This is a genomic window from Candidatus Paracaedibacter acanthamoebae (assembly GCF_000742835.1).
GTDB classification, from domain to species: Bacteria; Pseudomonadota; Alphaproteobacteria; order Paracaedibacterales; family Paracaedibacteraceae; genus Paracaedibacter; species Paracaedibacter acanthamoebae.
Genome location: NZ_CP008941.1, coordinates 886534 through 902735, shown reverse-complemented (window position 1 = coordinate 902735; position 16202 = coordinate 886534). Strand labels below are relative to the sequence as shown.

Here is a 16202-nt window from a genome sequence, read left to right as displayed (position 1 = left end):
AGGCAAAGAACGAAAATTCTTTGTATATAGTCTATTGTAACTTCTTAACAAATATCTATATATGATTTAAGTTGTTTTGAATTACGATATTAGGGCCTTATAAACGAAAAATAAAATAATTAAAATAATCATGAGTTTAATGACCCTCAGTGAGATCACATTTGCAGCCGATGACCTGTTCCCCATAGCGCCTACCTCGCCAGCTCAAGCGATTTCGCATTTAAGTGTACGCGGGGCATTAGAGGAACATAATCAAATTCGCTTCAATCGTAGTGAGGCTTTTGAAGAGGCAGTGGGAAGGCAGAAATTTGCGGCAGATCTACCAGAAAATTTAAAACAAATATTGAAAACTCATACAAAAAGCAATGAATTTTCTAAAACAGAAGTGGTACAGGCACTTTTTAAATTAATCGATCCTAATATGGAGGTAAAGCAAGTCGAAAAATTAGAAGGTGGGTTTGTCAGTGGTCAAATTTATCGGGTGCAAAGCAGGGATGTAAAGTCAAAACAGACAAAAGTCTTTTATATTAAGTATCTGCGTACAAAGCCGATTCTTGTTTCAAAAGGGCGAACTTATGGCGAAGAAGCCAATCTTCGCTATCTGGCTCAAGCTTCCCATTTAAAGTATATGCGGCAACATATTGATATTATCTTACCCACCGCATCTTATGAATATCAAGTGAAGGATGAGCGTAAGATTTTTATGATTTTACCAAGTGCAGAGGGAGAAAGCCTTAGCAAACTTGTGCAAAGCAATAACCTGGATGCTATTAATCAGGTTTTTGCTGCTTTAGGATCTGCTTTAGGTAAAGTGCATCTCCATTATCAGTTTTTCCCGGGTGTTAATGGTTCAAAAACGCCGAAAATAAAACAAGATTTTATTAATGTCTCTGTTCCATCCCATGGGGATTTGCATGGCGACAATGTGTTCTATAATGATTCAACCCAACGAATTGCCTTTATTGATGTAGAAACCATGGCCAATAGTTTTGATGAAAAGGATCAAGCTAACAGCCCTTTGTGCTATGACATGCTTTATATGATGTTGATGTCCCCTAAAAAATTTGGTGAGTTTATGCCTAAAAATAACTGGGTACCATTTTTAAATATGTTTAAATCTTATGTTGAGGTTTATCCTGTGGAACAGCGCCAAGGTTTATATGATTATCTTATCTATTGCCTGCAGCGCGTCGATAAAATTGAGTTTGTTGACATTTTTAAATACTTTAATTTTACAAAGAAATTTGGAAGAACTGAGGTCAAAGAAGCTAAAATTTTAGCACAAAACCTACATTCATCAAAAATAGAGTTTGTTAAGCAACTCAATGTAGGACGGGATTGGAAAAAAGAGTGTACAGAGACCATTGAAAACATTTATCTTAATAAGGAACCCTCTGCTACTTCTAAGGCGTCTTCTCCACCTTCTAATAGACCTTCTCCTAATGCTAAGTTGTCACCTGCTAGGTCAAGGGCATTTACTGCGCCAGTGTCCTCTTCCACCAACAGTTCCTCTCCTAAAGTTCCAGCTAAATTACCTTTGCCTGTGACCCCAACGGTAGTTGGCGCGACTCATAAAGTAGTACCGCTGCCCGTTAAGTCAAAGGAAGTTGGGGCAATTAATAAATTAACATTGTCACCTGTTGTTTCAAAGATAACTGTGGAGACTCATAACGTAATACCGCTGCCCGTTAAGCCAAAGGGAGTGGGTGCCACTAATAAAGTAACGCCACTATCTGTTACTCCTAAGGTAGTTAGCGAGATGAATAAAGTAGTCGCGCTCAATAATACCTCTTTAACATCCACGACGCCTCAACGTCAGGACATACGTGATTTAAGAAAAAGGTTTGAAAGTCTGCCTAATCCGGGGGGCGGGAAAGTTCTTTCTACGAAGAAGAATTAGTTTTTCTGTTGTAAGTTAACAGAAGCTTGTAGTAGTTTTTGTGTTGAAAACAATAGACTCTTTTGGAACTATTACCATTTGGTGTTAGAGAATATCCAAAATATCGAGGGGATTCTTTATGTGCTTTTGCACAGTTTAAACCTTCAGATCTTTTTCTCTGCTTCTCAATCCAAATGTTTAGTTTCAAAAGAGGCACAATAATTATAAGGGGCATCACCTCATGCAATCCCCAGGAGTTACTCTCCAAAATTTTGATTTATTACATCTTGAGATTCCACAGTTTCGCTATGGCCAGCAGACTGTCTTTCATGATACCAGCATTGACCTTGTTTTGCATGGATGGACAGGGTTGGTTGGGCGTAGCGGCGTGGGTAAAACAACTCTCATGCGGTGCTTGAGTGGGTTGGAGCGTTTACGTACTCCCTTGAGAACAGTTTTGATGACCCAAAACGATCAGTTACTTCCTTGGAAAACAGTGCTCGACAATGTGGTCATCCCTGCCTTGATGCAGCAGCAAAAACCTAATTATGATTGGGCGCAGCAGTTGCTTGTAATGCTGGGCTTGCGTGGCACCGAAGCCTCTTTACCTCATCAATTATCGACAGGAATGCGTCAGCGGGTTGCTCTTGCCCGAACTCTTTATCAAGAAGCAGATCTGATTTTGCTGGATGAGCCATTTGGGGCATTGGATGCTCTGACACGAGAGCAGCTTTATCCTTTAATTGTCACAGCGCTTCAGGGCAAAACGGTTCTTATGGTTTCCCATGACCCTCAAGAAGTTATGCGTCTCAGTGATCGCATTTATTTAATGTCAGGCAAGCCCGCTCATCTTTATCACTTAGATTATCCAATAAATGGAGCCATACCTCGCGCCTTAAATCATCCATTTGTTAGCCGTTACGCTGTGGACCTGGTTAACCAATTAGAGGGGAGTTGGTAATGATTCTGCTCTATTTATTCCTTGGATTGGCTTGTTTATGGGGAGGACTTAGTTTTGGATTACAGATTCCTGAATATTTCCTGCCATCCCCCGTTAATGTGGGCCATTATGTGATGGCTAATTGGCAAATGCTAGGACGTCATACCATGCTGACGATGCTGGAAATTGGGGGCGGAATCTTAGCCGCCTTGGGAGGCGCCTTGGTGACGGGTTATTGGACCCACCGTTCTGAAAAGGCCCAACATGGACTTATATCCTTCTTTTTAATCATGCAAGCTATCCCGATGTTTGTCCTTTTACCACTGTTTGTGCTTTGGATCGGCGCAGGCGGAGGAACCAAAGTTATGGTTGTTGCCTTGTCGGCTTACTTTCCGATGGCTGCGAGCTTAATTCAGGGCTTAAGTCAGTGTCCACAAGTTTACAAGGATTTAGCCCGTACTTTCCATGCTAAACCCCGGGCCCAGTGGATTCACATTTTTTTGCCCTCGGCTATGCCACATCTGTTAAGTGGCGTCCGTATTGCGGCTGTTCATGCTCCTGTAACGGTTTTAGCAGCGGACTGGATTGGGTCTACCAATGGTCTTGGCTATTTAATTATGTTGGGGCATGGACGCATGCAGCTGGATATGATGTTTGCCTGCATTCTAATTTTTGTTGTCTTAGCACTGACATTGAATGGATTGGTGATGGCTATTCAGCATTGGCTCCTCTATTGGAAAGCGGAACAACCATGAGACTTCTTATTGCTCTTTTTTTTCTGATCACCTCTGCGACGGCAAAACCTATTAAGATTTATCTCGATTGGTTTGTGAACCCCCATCATGCCGCCTTAGTGGTGGCTCAACAAGCGGGAATATTTGATAAGCATGGGTTGCAAGTGACGCTTATCGCCGCTGGGGGATCAGAAGAGGGTAGTCGACAGGTGGCGGCTGGTGCCGCAGATTTTGCCATTTCGAAGCAATCGGCGCATTTAATTCGCTGCTGTAACCAAGACATGCCCCTGGTTCGGATAGCAACTTTAATTAATAAACCGTTGGAATGCTTAATTGCCAGTGAAGAGATTACGTCTCTTTCTGACCTTAAGGGAAAAAGGATTGGTTATACCTCAAGCTCTGTTGAGTTTGCGCATCTTAGTTTAGCGACCATGCTGGCTAAGGTTGGGTTAAAATTGACAGATGTTACCCTGGTGCCAATTACAAGTGGGATGGTGAGTGCATTCATGACTAAAAATGTGGATGCTTTATTAAGTGCCTATCGCACTTATGAACTTGATGATATTCGCCAATATCGCCCCAACGTCAAAACCTTTTATTATGAAGAAAATGGAATCCCTTCTTATGATCAAGTGATTGTGGTTGCTAACCGTGCTCATCTTGAGGATGCCAAAAAGCTGGTGGCAGCCTTGCAAGAAAGTGTTGATCTTATTCATTATAGTCCTGAGCAAGCCTGGAGCTATTATACAAAGGGAGCCCCTGAGCAAAACACACCGCAAAATAAAATGGTATTCATGACTGTTGCTAACCTGCTGGTCCAGGACATAGGATACCTCCCTCTGCAGCGTTATAATGAGTTTGCAGCTTTTGTTATGGCCAGCGGCATTTTAAAGGCGGAGATCCCGCAAGGCTATGCCGTGGATGGGGCTTCCTAATGCGCGTCATCATTTTAACAGGCCCCACGGCAAGTGGTAAAACTGCCTTAGCTCTTCAAATGGCAGAAGCGTTAGGCGGCGAGATTATCAATGCCGATAGTATGCAAATTTATCAGCATTTGCCTGTGCTTACAGCTTGTCCATCACCCGCTGAAAAATTGAGCATTCCGCATCACCTTTATGAGATTTTAGGCGATCAAGAGATTAGCTCTGCCGGCTGGTGGATCTCTCAAGTTGTCCAACAGATCGACGCCATTCAATCTCGACAGCATCTTCCAATTATTGTTGGGGGGACAGGGATGTATCTGAAATCATTGGTCGATGGCCTCTCGCCTATTCCGATGATCCCCCTAGAAATCCGCCAACAAGCGCGCCAATTAGCCCAACAACCGAATTTTTATCATCACGTTGTCAGTTTTGATCCGGTAATAAAAGGGCGGCTTAAAGAAAATGATTTGCAGCGTCTCACGCGGGCTTATGAAGTCAAAATGGCAACAGGCCGATCAATCGTTGATTGGCAAGAAGATAAACCCCAATCCCTGCCTTATCTTTTTGAAAAGATTGCGCTGATTCCTGATAAAGATTGGTTGCATCATCGCATTAATCAGCGCTTTGATTTAATGATAGATCAGGGAGCTCTTGAAGAAGTGCGTACTCTCCTGCAGCGTGGTATTCGGTCAGATTCCCCCATCTTGCGAGCTGTGGGGGTGAAGGAATTGTCGGCTTATTTACAGGGTGAGTTAACATTCGATCAAGCTCTTGAACTTGCTAAAATCGCAACCCGCCAATATGCCAAGCGTCAAATGACGTGGATTCGAGGTCAAGCCAAGGATTATGAGATAAGACATGTTGGGACGTAAATCACTACCTGCAAGCATTGTGCATCCTCAGGCGGGGCCGATTGTGATCAAGGTGTACCCTCAATCCAAACGCATGCGTTTGTCCTTTCGGGCGCCGGCTTGTTTTTCTGTGACCGTTCCTATGGGCACATCAGAGCGGGCTCTGCGACAATTTATTACACAAACTGATGCGTGGATTTTGCGTCAGTTATCAAAAGTTTCTGTCATTGAATCCTCAATCCAAAGCCAGTTTCTTTTTCAAGGAGCGCCCTATGAAATTGTGCAGCAACCAATTTTGAGTCGAGAGCTTTATCAGATCGATCATCATCAGAAAGTGATTATTTTGGATGCAATCGGCACATCGCCTGCGCAACGATTAAGCTATTTGTGTCGCAAAGAGTTTGAAAAGCTTTTACCCTCCCTTATTACGAAACACTCAAAAGCGATGGAGCTTTTTCCGAAAAAAATATCAATTCGGGATACAAAGTCGCGATGGGGCAGTTGTTCCAGTACAGGTAATATTTCCTTATCATGGCGCTTAGTTATGGCGCCCTTGGAAGTCATAGAATATGTAGTTATCCATGAATTAGCTCATCTTAAGCATATGGATCACTCTCCAGACTTCTGGAGCGTGGTTTCTCAGCATTGTCCCAATTACAGTCAGCATCGACACTGGTTAAAGACTAATGCTCAACAGTTGCATTACATTTAGCCTAACTCATTACGCTTTAATGAAATATTAAGATTTTCCTCCTATAGTTGTGTACAGGAAAATAAGGGGGGGAAAGAGTGATGAAAAAAATTATTTATTGGTTCGTATTAGCTTTGATGGTGATTGGCAATTCATTAAATGCGTCGGACGGAGGATCTAGTCCCAGCGAACAATCAGACAAAAATCATGCTCTTAACTTTGTTATGGAAAAATTGACGGATGATAATGTGGGATTTTGGGAGAACTATAAAAAAGCAATGCTCCGTATCGGGATCAATTACGGCAAAAATCAACAAATTCAAGGAGATTATCTCCAGGCAACAAAGGGATTCCAAAATGCAATTGATGCCTTCAAGAAGGGGGAGGGTGATGTTTGGATTGCTTATGCCATCTCTGCGAAAGAAGAAGACATTTATGATACCTGGGAGAAAATGGCCCGAATTGAAATCTGTATGACTGTTACCACTTCTCCTGGTATTCCTATTGTCACTCATATGGGAATATTCAAGACCCCGCTACGGGATCTTAGTAAAGAGATCATCCAAAATGCAGAAACAATAGAGGCATTTCAAGACTTCGGTATTGTGGAAATTTTAAAGAAAGTTACAACAATTGGTCCATTTGAAGCGAAGCCCAGATTATCTTTGCCTCTTCATAAATTTGCAGCTCAGTCAATGTTACGCCTCCATCCTGAAAAAAAAGTAATGATGACGGCTCCTCTCAAGGTTATGTATGACAGTTTAGAAAGCACGTTTAAGGAGAATTTCAAAAAAATCAGTAATATCGAGCATGTGCATAATCAGTATATTTTAAGCTCAGGCTCACAGGTCATAATGAAACTTTCTGATAATACTTTGGTCAAAGCCCCGTGGTTAAAGAAAGTGACATTCTTGCCCGATCTTTTTCCTCCTAAAATTGCAATTGATCTTCATATCATAGCAGACTATGGGGAGATACCTCCCACAGTCCATCCAGGAGATCAACATTAGATTGAGGTTGACTTCCTGAGTGTTTTGCCTAATAAGGGCGAGGACCGTAATAATTTTGAAGGCGACTTTGATCGTCGAGGGGAGCTGAATGACAGACTTTATGTCCTAAGGTGTTATAGCAATAAAGTGGGGGAGGGTCTTTTTGTTTAGAGGGTTGATCAGCCCATCCATTTTTGACGAGATCTTCAGAGTTAGGGCGAAAGACCATAAAAGGATTACAAGCCGTTTGAGTTATTATGATACTACCAAGAAGGATGCAAATCATAAAAGGTCTTGGATTGCTCATGGTTGCTTCTGCCTACTAAAAAACTATTGTCTTTTCTGAAGATATAGTCATGTTAACCATTGGAAATTTAAGATATGGTAAAATTCATAAAATTTTATCGTTAACGGTTTATTGGGAAATTCTAGAATATAGTGAAGATAATAAAGATGGAGTGTCAGGAATGATTATTGATATTGGAATTGATAAAAAGGGTCGTAAAGTTGTTGTTGATGCAGCATTACGTGTGTTGGCTGATACCTTCATTTTATCGCTAAAAACCAGAAATTATCATTGGAATATCACCGGTATCCATTTTAAATATCTGCATGAATTTTTCCAAGAGATTTACGAAAGTTTAGATGCGGCTGGTGACGAAATAGCCGAGCGAATTCGCGCCTTAGGTTTTTATTGTCCTGCAAGTTATACAGAATTCATGGCAATTAGTGCCATCAAAGAAGAAAAGGGTTCACTAGAATCTATGGACATGGTTCGTCGACTTGTATTAGATATAGAACTACTTATACGTCGGACAAACGAAGTCAAGACAGTTGCTTTATCGGTGGATGATGATGCAACGGCAGATCTTATGATCGGTCGACTTCAAGAGTTAGGAAAATTTGCTTGGATGCTAAGAAGTCATTTAGAATAAGGAAATATAAATAAATGCGTGCTAATGTTGTCGAAGCCATTACAGGAGCTGTTGTTTTAGCTATTGCGAGTGGTTTTTTTTATTATGCGTACACCGCCAGCGGGACAAAAGTTGTTAATGGGTATAATCTGTACGCAAAGTTTGATCGAATTGATGGTTTGGTCGAGGGGAATGATATCAAGCTCAGTGGGGTTAAGATTGGGGATATTCAGCATATTTCGATTGATCCTAAAACCTTTCTAGCGCGGGTTGATATGAACGTTGATTCTTCTATTATTTTACCTGAAGATACCTCTGCTCAAATTGTTAGTGAAAGCCTAATGGGGGGTAAATATATTGCTTTGGTTCCCGGGGGAAGTGATGTCAACTTAGCTCCTGGCGATCAAGTAACCTATACACAATCATCAATTAGCCTTGAGGGCTTGATTGGAAAGTATCTTTTTGCCAATAATGAAGAGGGAGACAACAAAGCAGATAAGTAATGGGCATGATAAAACCAAGCATTTGGGGGAGACTGGTACCCCTTATTATGAGCCACTCGGTCTTGATTATGGGGGGTGTACCTTCTGTAAGTCATGCTGCATCAATTAACTTTGAGGTTCTCAATAAAGTTTCAGCTAAAAAAACTCCCTTAAAAATTCAGGTAGATTCATCAGCTGTGATTCACGATTTGCGTATTGTTCCAGGAGAATGCCGTCGGGAAAAAGACTCTTTTGACGGTGAAATTTATAGCGTACCGGTGCAGATTCTTTTAGAACAAGAATCAGACGAGTCTGTCGAATTATATAGCGGAGAATTAGTATCATCGCCTCGCTATCCTCAGAAACCGATAGAGCATTCCTTGTATGATATCATGCTAGTGGGATGTGATTAGGGATTTGCACTATTTTTCACAAAATTCCCTTTTCCCAGGCAACCGAAGGATGACCCGAAAACCTGAATCTTATGAAAATTCCTTCATCCCCGGCTTGACCTGAGATCCATTCCTACGTTGTGGGTAGGAGAAGAATTTAGAAAGATATAGCTGTCTGCGCTTGCCCTGAAAGAGGGAGTTTTTTGAAGAATTGTCACCATCTTCCTCATGCCGGGCTTGACCCGGCATCCATGCCTCTCTTTGGGAGACATAATGATTTTATCACAGCTATGCTTTCCTAAGCCTTACCATCATACAGACACAGGTATGGTTTCCGTGTCGCCCTTCGGTTGCCCGGAAAGAGGAAGTTTTTATTGCAAACTATCGCCCATCCCCCCTCTCTCTTCCCGGCTCTTCAGCCGAGAGTAGAGTCTAAAAAATATAATCATTAAGGGTTTCTTTTTTTAGGACAATGCATAGATTTTTAGTAAAAATTGAGATAGCATAATTTCATAGACTGTTTTTATGGGATTGAGGAAATGTCTAAAAACTGGGCTTTGATTAGTGCATCAAGTGGATGGGGAGCCTCGAATATGGGGACGGGTGCCGGAGCGTACGCTCTCTTTCATAGTTTTGATCCATTAGGCTTAAATTCTGAAAGATTCGATCGTACTTTTTTTAAAAAATCCTATCAAATTGACGCTCATCCCGATGGAATTACAGTTCCTAAATTGCCATTCTGTTCCCTGAATGGTGCGATGCGATTTACCAATGTACTGAATACAGTCCAAGAAGTTTATGAATATACGGTTGATTGTCTGGGGCGAGGATTCACCCCCTTTGTTTTAGGGGGCGATCATTCTATTGCTATTGGAACTTGGTCTGCAATGCATCAGCATTATCAAAAAGATTTTGGTCTTATTTGGATTGATGCGCATTTGGACTCTCATACGCCGGAAACAAGTCCGTCTCAAGCACGGCATGGGATGCCCTTGGCAGCCTTGATAGGGCAGGGGGATTGTGAGTTAACCTCTATTGGCTCTGCTGAGCCTAAATTAAAGCCGGAAAATCTTGTAATTATTGGTGCACGGAGCTTTGAAGAGGGCGAGCAGGTCCTTTTAGAGCAATTAGGCGTGCGCGTCATGTATATGGATGAAGTGCGGCAGCGAGGGTTTAGAGCATGCTTTGAGGAAGCAGTCACAATGCTTACTAAAAATGGTCAACATTTTGGTATTAGTTTTGATGTGGATGCTTTTGACCCCCTTATTGCGCCAGGAACGGGGGCTGCTGAACCGAATGGATTGTTGGAAACTGACGTTTTATTCGCAATGGAGGGAATTTTTGACCACGACCAATTGTTGGGGTTCGAATTGGTAGAATTTAACCCGACCTTAGATATTCAAGATAAAACGCTTAATTTAATTTGGAGATTTGTCTATTCAATGATGGGGAGAAAAAAATGGAAGGTTTTGCAGCAACCACAACAGCGAGGTCACGGATGATGGAGAGTCAAGACTATATGGATCTCGAAGATCGGTGGGGGGCTCATAATTACCATCCACTTCCTGTTGTCCTTTGTCGGGGTGAAGGCGTTTGGCTGTGGGATGTAACAGGTAAAAAATATCTGGATATGATGTCCGCCTATTCAGCAGTCAGCCATGGCCATTCGCATCCGCGCCTTGTTTCTACTATGATCGATCAGGTTAACCGATTGGCTATGTGTTCACGGGCTTATCATAATGATGTGATGCCCCGCTTCTTAGAAACAGTCTGTAAAATGACTGGGATGGATCGAATGTTACCGATGAACACGGGAGCTGAAGCTGTGGAAACGGCTATTAAAGCAGTACGGCGGTGGGGCTATCAAGTTAAAGGCATTCCCACTGATCAAGCAGAAATTATTGTTACGTCCCAAAATTTCCACGGTCGCACAATTGGTATTATCAGTTTTTCTTCCGACAAAGATTATCAAAAGGGATTTGGGCCGTTTTTGGCTGGGTTTAAATCCGTTCCTTTTGGTGATGCCATCGCGCTTGAAAAGGCAATTACTCCGAATACCTGTGCGGTGCTGACAGAGCCAATTCAAGGAGAAGCAGGAATTGTCATGCCGCCGAAAGGTTGGCTGAAGCAAGTGTCTGCTATTTGTAAGAAAAATAATGTGATGCTGGTGGTTGACGAGGTGCAGAGCGGCCTGGGACGCACTGGAAAAATTCTGGCGTGCGAACATGAAGATGTTAGCCCAGATGCTGTGATCTTGGGGAAAGCTTTGGGAGGCGGGTTATTCCCTGTATCCGGGGTGGCTGGAAAACGTCATTTGATGGATGTTTTTAATCCTGGCAGTCATGGGTCAACCTTTGGTGGTAATCCGTTGGGAGCGGCTATTGCAATCAAAGCGCTAGAGCTCTTGGAAGAGGATCAGTTGTGTGAACGCAGTCAAGAAATGGGAGCTTATTTGACAAAACAACTGCAATCTATTGATAGCAAGATGGTTAAGGATATCCGCGGCATTGGGCTGTGGATTGGTCTCGAGATTAATCCAAAAATTGCCGCCGCCCGTCAAATTTGTGAGAAACTAGCAAAATTGGGAGTTTTATCTAAAGAAACCCATGAAACAGTTGTGCGTTTGGCACCGCCATTGGTTATTACTAAGGAAGAGATTGATTGGGGAATTAATCGAATTCGCCAGGTGCTAACTGAAAGCTAAGGCGGGTTCCTCACCATTTAGTTATTAAAGATGTCAAAAAAAATTCTGATGGGAAGAGGGAGTATTTTATTTTTTATTGTTAGGTTTTATCTTTGCGTCGGACATACAGCAGTTTGTCCACCTCAGCAATAATGGTGCCGCTCTCATCCATCACATTGACGGTAAATTGAGGCTCAACTTTATAGTTTGTATTGGCAAGTTGTCGAATTCTTTCAATTTCTTCAAGCGGGATGTGAAAATGAGCCCGAACCGTTCCTCTGCCTGGTTTTTTAAAACGAATTGTCGCTGCTTTATCCCAAACAATATAATCTTTACCTAGATTTTCCAATAAGATCATCATAAAAAAGGCATCGGTCATCGCATACAAGGAACCACCAAAATGGGTTTTTACGTAATTGCGATTCCACCAGCGTAATTTCATTTCCACATCAATGGACAAAATGTCATCGGAAATGGATTTAACTCTAATACCAGCTCCCACAAATGGTAGCCAGAAATTGATTAGCTTTAATAATGTCGATCGTTTAAGTTTCACATCATCTTCCTTAATTGAGCCCGAACTAAAATAGCTTCAAGAGCAGCAGCTGCAATCATGCACCCAATAATAGGGGTAATGGTTTCATAATGAAAGGTAGAGATAACCCCCACCCCGATGGAAATTGCCATGTTGCGCATGAAGGAAATATAAGACATGGTCAAGCCTTTATTGCCCGGGTTTTTATCGAGAATTAGTGTCGCTGCGGATGAAATGAGGAATGTTGAGCCTAAAGAAAATATTGAGATAATTGATATGATCAGGTAAGGGTCTGGTTGGATAAAGCCGCTCATCATGCAAACGGACACAAGAATAAATGTAATTGTGGTAACGAGCCCAAATTTTAAGCTACTGGCAAGCCCAATTCTTTCAACAATTGATTTGTAAATAAAAGCCCCGATAAATTGAGTGGAAACAGGGATTGCTTGAATATAGGCGAATTCGGTTGGTGTCATCAAAAAATTATCAATATAGATAAAAGGGCTGTTAACAGTGAAAATGCCATTAAAGCAAATGGGCATTGCATGAATCATTACTAATAAAAATGCAGTTCCGCTAAACAGGAGAGTGCGCATCCCTGCCATGCCTTCTGCTGGCTTGGACGATAATTTAGTTTGCCTATTCGTTTCTGGAAGTATGGTCCACATAAAAACTGCCATACAGACCATGGCGATCAAATTTATTGAAAAGATATAACGCCATCCAAAGTGGGTCAAAATTTCTGCACCGATAATGGGTGCTAAGGCAAAAACAAGTGGATAAATACTAGCAAGAATCCCCATATAGCGTGCTAAGGTGGCGCCGGCAAAAATATCGGCCAACAGGGCCCCACTTAAAACCGACAAGCCACCTGTTCCCATCGCTTGAAGACAGCGCCCCACAAAGAAAATCTCTATTCCAGGGGCAACTGTGCATAATAAAGATCCGATAATGTACAAGCAAGTACCCGCAATGATGAAGGGCCGTCGGCCGACCTTGTCAGAATAACGCCCAAAGGGGATACCCATCAAAGAGGACAAAAGAGGATTGATCAGAAATGTGAGCTTCATGATCGAATCTTCAACCTCAAATAAATGGGACAAATAAGGAGCTGCAGGAATATAAATATCGATTGAGGAAATCAATATGACATTCATGGCAAAAACTGTCCAGGCTATGTGTTTGGGGAGTAGCATAATTATAGCTTTCCTAAAACATCCACTAAGTGGCCAGGAACCTTTACTTTACGCCAAATATGAGAAATCTTACCCTGCTCATCAATGATAAAAGTGGCACGGTCAATGCCCATATACTTGCGCCCATACATGGATTTTTCAACCCATGTTCCATATTTTTCACAAATCTCACCTGTTTCATCACTTAACAAGGGAAAATTCAATTGGTGATTTTCTCTGAATTTTGCATGGGATTTTAAGGAATCTTTAGAAACCCCAATTACAATGGCAGCCTTTGCCTTAATCTCAGCGAGATTATCTCGAATATCGCAAGCTTGCTTGGTGCAGCCACTGGTGTTATCCTTTGGATAAAAGTAAAGGACAACTTTTTTGCCTTTAAGGGCAGACAGAGCAATCGTCTCCCCCGTATCGCTTCGTAAGGTAAAATCAGGAGCTTGATCTCTGATAGCTAGCATAAGGTATCTCCAAGAGTCCAGTTCGAAAGTGGTCGAATGTTCCCACATAATATCCTAAAGTTAAGATAATCACCACGACTAAACGATGAAAAAATCTCATGCAAACCACAGGGGATGAGCTCATTCGCGTAAAAAAGCCTGCTTTGATTGCTTTCTAAGATAAAAAAATGTATTATATTTATAAATAGATGGTCTATTTTACTAATTTTTATGGAGAAGTTACGTATGTCTTACCAAAATCGTACAGTTACTCGCTCAGGCCAGTTTGCGGCTTTTGAAGAAGGTTTGCGTGGCTATATGCAACGTGTTTTCGCCTATATGGGGCTTGGCTTGGGTATTACCGGCTTAGCGGCATTTTTGGCGGCAACAATTCCCGCCTTAAACCAATTTCTTTATGCTCCGGGGATGCAGTATGTTACTCTGTTTGCGCCGCTCGCAGTAGTATTATTCTTAAGCTTTCGGGTTGGCAGGATGAGCTTTTCAGCAGCCCAGACAACTTTCTGGGTTTATGCAACATTAGTCGGGTTCTCTCTGACACCTTTGTTGTTGCTTTATACGGGGGAAAGTGTCGCGCGTATTTTCTTTATCACAGCCAGTATGTTTGGGGCGATGGCCTTATACGGCTACACAACTAAAAAAGATTTAACATCCATGGGTTCTTTTTTGTTCATGGGATTGATCGGTATTGTTATTGCTTCTCTCGTGAATCTTTTTATGCATAGTAGTGCGATGAGTTTTGTGATATCTGCGCTTTCTGTGGTGATCTTCACCGGATTGACAGCCTATGATACTCAAAAAATTAAAGATATTTATTTAGAATCTGATGGTGCAGAAATTGCGGGTAAAAAAGCCGTTATGGGCGCCCTTGCTCTGTATCTCGATTTTATCAATATCTTCATTTCGTTGTTGCGTTTGTTTGGCGATCGCCGCGACTGATATTGAATGTGTGTCTTAGAAAGCCGGAATATCCTTCCGGCTTTTTTAGTATAATGAACGGCCTTTTTCAAAACTATTCTTTTTATTGTATGGCTACTTTTAAAAAAACCTTGAGAATCCATAGGGCCTTATTGTACAATGTGAATCTTCTGATCCTTTGTGCTGGGCAAAAACAAAATTTTGATGCTGGCGCAGATTTAATGCAGGTTATCCTGTTATAAAACAAAGGATTGTTAACTAGGAAATATAATGAGTTTTTTAACTAATTTTGCTCTGATTCTGGCCGCTTTTGGCTTTGTTATTTTAAATGGTTTTTTTGTTGTCGCTGAATTTTCTTTGGTCAAAATCCGACAAACCCAGGTAGAAAGTTTATCGACTGCCCATGGGATAAAGGGACATCTCTTAGCGAAAGTTCACTCTAATCTGGATTCTTATTTATCGGCCTGTCAGTTGGGTATTACCTTGTCATCGCTGGGGTTAGGGTGGATTGGGGAACCAGCGTTTGCAGAGTTATTGACGCCCCTATTCGAAAGTTTTGGTATCTTCTCCGAAAAGATTATTCATCTTATTTCCTTTATTTTAGCATTCTCAATTATTTCTTATTTGCACATCGTTATCGGCGAATTAATGCCAAAATCGATGGCCATTCGTCAACCCATTAAGATGTCGCTTTTCTCAGCTGCCCCTTTATATGCGTTTTATTGGTTAATGTACCCGTTGATCGCTCTGTTGAATGCTAGCTCTAACAAAATTCTTGAATGGATGCGACTCGGTCAAGTTGCGCATCATGACCATTTAGTTTCTGTGGCTGAGCTTAAGGGAATTTTAACAGCAAGTCATCATCACGGCGAGCTATCTCATAAAGAAATAAAGACTCTCAATCACCTGCTTGAACTTTATGATTTGCAAGCATCTGATGTTATGCGTCCTGTGGGAGATTTAATCTTTATGGATGCCTCAAAACCTTTAATTCAGGAAATGCGATTGCTTGTGAAAACTAAATTTAGCCGCTACCCGGTTTGCGAAGGCTCAACGGATAATGTGTTAGGTGTCATTCACATTAAAGATTTAATTCCAGGTTTAGTCTCGCATAACCGATTGCTTGATTTGAAAGAGTTTATTCGTCCCATTTTACGGGTGCAGGTAACAGATAATGCGCTTGATTTATTAGAGCAATTCCGGCGAGGAGCATCTCATTTAGCCTTGGTCTATTCTGAGAAAACGTTGGTGGGATTTTTAAGCTTTGATAATTTGTTGCAGATCATTACAGGCAAAATCCGGGATGAGTTCCATTTTTCGGCAGAAGATGTTTTTGATTTGCCTGATGGTGCGTTTTTACTAAGAGGTGGGGCCTCAATTTATACTCTTGAGCGTTTGTTGGGATGCGATTTGTCAGATTATCCTGTCTCAACAGTTATGGGGTTGGTTCTTCATAAAGCCAAAGAGCTATCGTCAGATGGTGTCGTTGTTGAGTTTGATAAATTTTCCTTAGGCATTGAGAAGATGGAAGATCCAAAGCATGTTTGGATCAAGGTTATCATTAAGTAAGGCGATCTTTTTGAACGAATGAGAGAGCATATAGAATGAAAAAAATTCCCAAAT

General features: G+C 41.6%; 18 protein-coding genes. 14 read left to right on the top strand and 4 right to left on the bottom strand.

The window, feature by feature from the left end:
* Positions 1-130 precede the first annotated feature (130 nt).
* The 7 genes from ID47_RS04155 to ID47_RS04125 all read left to right on the top strand — a co-directional run bounded on the left by ID47_RS04155 (position 131) and on the right by ID47_RS04125 (position 7028).
* On the top strand, positions 131-1900 hold the full coding sequence (locus ID47_RS04155; RefSeq protein ID WP_038464202.1) for a BUD32 family EKC/KEOPS complex subunit: 1770 nt from the start codon (positions 131-133) through the stop codon (positions 1898-1900).
* 220 nt (positions 1901-2120) lie between these two features.
* The gene (locus ID47_RS04150; RefSeq protein ID WP_051908568.1) at positions 2121-2840 is read left to right on the top strand and encodes an ABC transporter ATP-binding protein; all 720 of its coding nucleotides are present in this window, start codon (positions 2121-2123) and stop codon (positions 2838-2840) included.
* A complete protein-coding gene (locus tag ID47_RS04145) occupies positions 2840-3574 on the top strand; it encodes an ABC transporter permease (protein ID WP_038464199.1) in 735 nt (244 codons plus the stop codon). The genes ID47_RS04150 and ID47_RS04145 overlap by 1 nt, the downstream gene beginning before the upstream one ends.
* On the top strand, positions 3571-4488 hold the full coding sequence (locus ID47_RS04140) for an ABC transporter substrate-binding protein (protein WP_051908566.1): 918 nt from the start codon (positions 3571-3573) through the stop codon (positions 4486-4488). Before ID47_RS04145 ends, ID47_RS04140 begins: the two co-directional genes overlap by 4 nt.
* Positions 4488-5348 (top strand): tRNA (adenosine(37)-N6)-dimethylallyltransferase MiaA, encoded by an 861-nt coding sequence (gene miaA / locus ID47_RS04135; RefSeq protein ID WP_038464196.1) that lies wholly within the window; start codon positions 4488-4490, stop codon positions 5346-5348. The genes ID47_RS04140 and miaA overlap by 1 nt, the downstream gene beginning before the upstream one ends.
* Positions 5335-6039 carry a M48 family metallopeptidase gene (locus ID47_RS04130; RefSeq protein ID WP_038464193.1) on the top strand — a complete coding sequence of 235 codons (705 nt, stop codon included), beginning with the start codon at positions 5335-5337 and terminating at the stop codon, positions 6037-6039. The genes miaA and ID47_RS04130 overlap by 14 nt, the downstream gene beginning before the upstream one ends.
* Positions 6040-6119: 80 nt before the next feature.
* Positions 6120-7028, top strand: a complete 909-nt coding sequence (locus tag ID47_RS04125; RefSeq protein WP_038464191.1) for a hypothetical protein — start codon at positions 6120-6122, stop codon at positions 7026-7028.
* A gap of 28 nt (positions 7029-7056) precedes the next feature.
* Here ID47_RS04125 and ID47_RS04120 read toward each other — a convergent pair whose 3' ends face one another.
* On the bottom strand, positions 7057-7314 hold the full coding sequence (locus ID47_RS04120) for a hypothetical protein (protein ID WP_038464189.1): 258 nt from the start codon (positions 7312-7314) through the stop codon (positions 7057-7059).
* Positions 7315-7474: 160 nt separating this feature from the next.
* Between ID47_RS04120 and ID47_RS04115 the strand changes: the two genes are divergently transcribed.
* The 5 genes from ID47_RS04115 (at position 7475) to rocD (ending at position 11499) form a co-directional block, all read left to right on the top strand.
* The gene (locus ID47_RS04115; protein WP_038467081.1) at positions 7475-7942 is read left to right on the top strand and encodes a Dps family protein; all 468 of its coding nucleotides are present in this window, start codon (positions 7475-7477) and stop codon (positions 7940-7942) included.
* A 14-nt stretch (positions 7943-7956) separates the two neighbouring features.
* Complete coding sequence (gene mlaD / locus ID47_RS04110) at positions 7957-8424, top strand: outer membrane lipid asymmetry maintenance protein MlaD (RefSeq protein WP_038464186.1); 468 nt, start codon at positions 7957-7959, stop codon at positions 8422-8424.
* Positions 8425-8429: 5 nt separating this feature from the next.
* Entirely contained in the window at positions 8430-8816 is a 387-nt protein-coding gene (locus tag ID47_RS04105; protein WP_198022342.1) for a DUF2155 domain-containing protein, read from the top strand.
* 518 nt (positions 8817-9334) lie between these two features.
* Positions 9335-10297 (top strand): arginase, encoded by a 963-nt coding sequence (locus tag ID47_RS04100; RefSeq protein WP_051908561.1) that lies wholly within the window; start codon positions 9335-9337, stop codon positions 10295-10297.
* A complete protein-coding gene (rocD, locus tag ID47_RS04095) occupies positions 10255-11499 on the top strand; it encodes an ornithine--oxo-acid transaminase (protein ID WP_269516737.1) in 1245 nt (414 codons plus the stop codon). The genes ID47_RS04100 and rocD overlap by 43 nt, the downstream gene beginning before the upstream one ends.
* 79 nt (positions 11500-11578) lie before the next feature.
* Here rocD and ID47_RS04090 read toward each other — a convergent pair whose 3' ends face one another.
* The 3 genes from ID47_RS04090 to bcp are packed head-to-tail and all read right to left on the bottom strand — an operon-like array spanning position 11579 to position 13664.
* Positions 11579-12034, bottom strand: a complete 456-nt coding sequence (locus tag ID47_RS04090; protein ID WP_051908559.1) for a DUF4442 domain-containing protein — start codon at positions 12032-12034, stop codon at positions 11579-11581.
* Complete coding sequence (locus ID47_RS04085; RefSeq protein WP_038464179.1) at positions 12031-13209, bottom strand: MFS transporter; 1179 nt, start codon at positions 13207-13209, stop codon at positions 12031-12033. Before ID47_RS04085 ends, ID47_RS04090 begins: the two co-directional genes overlap by 4 nt.
* Positions 13210-13211: 2 nt before the next feature.
* The gene (gene bcp / locus ID47_RS04080) at positions 13212-13664 is read right to left on the bottom strand and encodes a thioredoxin-dependent thiol peroxidase (protein WP_038464176.1); all 453 of its coding nucleotides are present in this window, start codon (positions 13662-13664) and stop codon (positions 13212-13214) included.
* A gap of 225 nt (positions 13665-13889) precedes the next feature.
* Between bcp and ID47_RS04075 the strand changes: the two genes are divergently transcribed.
* Together ID47_RS04075 and ID47_RS04070 are read left to right on the top strand one after the other, a co-directional pair.
* Positions 13890-14600, top strand: a complete 711-nt coding sequence (locus ID47_RS04075; RefSeq protein WP_156956645.1) for a Bax inhibitor-1/YccA family protein — start codon at positions 13890-13892, stop codon at positions 14598-14600.
* Positions 14601-14849: 249 nt separating this feature from the next.
* Positions 14850-16148, top strand: coding sequence for a hemolysin family protein (locus ID47_RS04070; protein ID WP_038464170.1), 1299 nt, complete (start codon positions 14850-14852; stop codon positions 16146-16148).
* Positions 16149-16202: the final 54 nt, after the last annotated feature.

What these genes read in the sequence shown, in the direction of transcription:
- ID47_RS04130 (WP_038464193.1), top strand. Translation starts at nt 5,335, where the DNA reads ATGTTGGGACGTAAATCACTACCTGCAAGCATTGTGCATCCTCAGGCG.
- ID47_RS04085 (WP_038464179.1), bottom strand. Translation starts at nt 13,209, where the DNA reads ATGCTACTCCCCAAACACATAGCCTGGACAGTTTTTGCCATGAATGTC.
- ID47_RS04075 (WP_156956645.1), top strand. Translation starts at nt 13,890, where the DNA reads ATGTCTTACCAAAATCGTACAGTTACTCGCTCAGGCCAGTTTGCGGCT.
- ID47_RS04100 (WP_051908561.1), top strand. Translation starts at nt 9,335, where the DNA reads ATGTCTAAAAACTGGGCTTTGATTAGTGCATCAAGTGGATGGGGAGCC.
- bcp (WP_038464176.1), bottom strand. Translation starts at nt 13,664, where the DNA reads ATGCTAGCTATCAGAGATCAAGCTCCTGATTTTACCTTACGAAGCGAT.
- ID47_RS04125 (WP_038464191.1), top strand. Translation starts at nt 6,120, where the DNA reads ATGAAAAAAATTATTTATTGGTTCGTATTAGCTTTGATGGTGATTGGC.
- ID47_RS04105 (WP_198022342.1), top strand. Translation starts at nt 8,430, where the DNA reads ATGATAAAACCAAGCATTTGGGGGAGACTGGTACCCCTTATTATGAGC.
- ID47_RS04115 (WP_038467081.1), top strand. Translation starts at nt 7,475, where the DNA reads ATGATTATTGATATTGGAATTGATAAAAAGGGTCGTAAAGTTGTTGTT.
- ID47_RS04150 (WP_051908568.1), top strand. Translation starts at nt 2,121, where the DNA reads ATGCAATCCCCAGGAGTTACTCTCCAAAATTTTGATTTATTACATCTT.
- ID47_RS04120 (WP_038464189.1), bottom strand. Translation starts at nt 7,314, where the DNA reads ATGAGCAATCCAAGACCTTTTATGATTTGCATCCTTCTTGGTAGTATC.
- mlaD (WP_038464186.1), top strand. Translation starts at nt 7,957, where the DNA reads ATGCGTGCTAATGTTGTCGAAGCCATTACAGGAGCTGTTGTTTTAGCT.
- miaA (WP_038464196.1), top strand. Translation starts at nt 4,488, where the DNA reads ATGCGCGTCATCATTTTAACAGGCCCCACGGCAAGTGGTAAAACTGCC.
- ID47_RS04155 (WP_038464202.1), top strand. Translation starts at nt 131, where the DNA reads ATGAGTTTAATGACCCTCAGTGAGATCACATTTGCAGCCGATGACCTG.
- ID47_RS04145 (WP_038464199.1), top strand. Translation starts at nt 2,840, where the DNA reads ATGATTCTGCTCTATTTATTCCTTGGATTGGCTTGTTTATGGGGAGGA.
- rocD (WP_269516737.1), top strand. Translation starts at nt 10,255, where the DNA reads ATGGAAGGTTTTGCAGCAACCACAACAGCGAGGTCACGGATGATGGAG.
- ID47_RS04070 (WP_038464170.1), top strand. Translation starts at nt 14,850, where the DNA reads ATGAGTTTTTTAACTAATTTTGCTCTGATTCTGGCCGCTTTTGGCTTT.
- ID47_RS04140 (WP_051908566.1), top strand. Translation starts at nt 3,571, where the DNA reads ATGAGACTTCTTATTGCTCTTTTTTTTCTGATCACCTCTGCGACGGCA.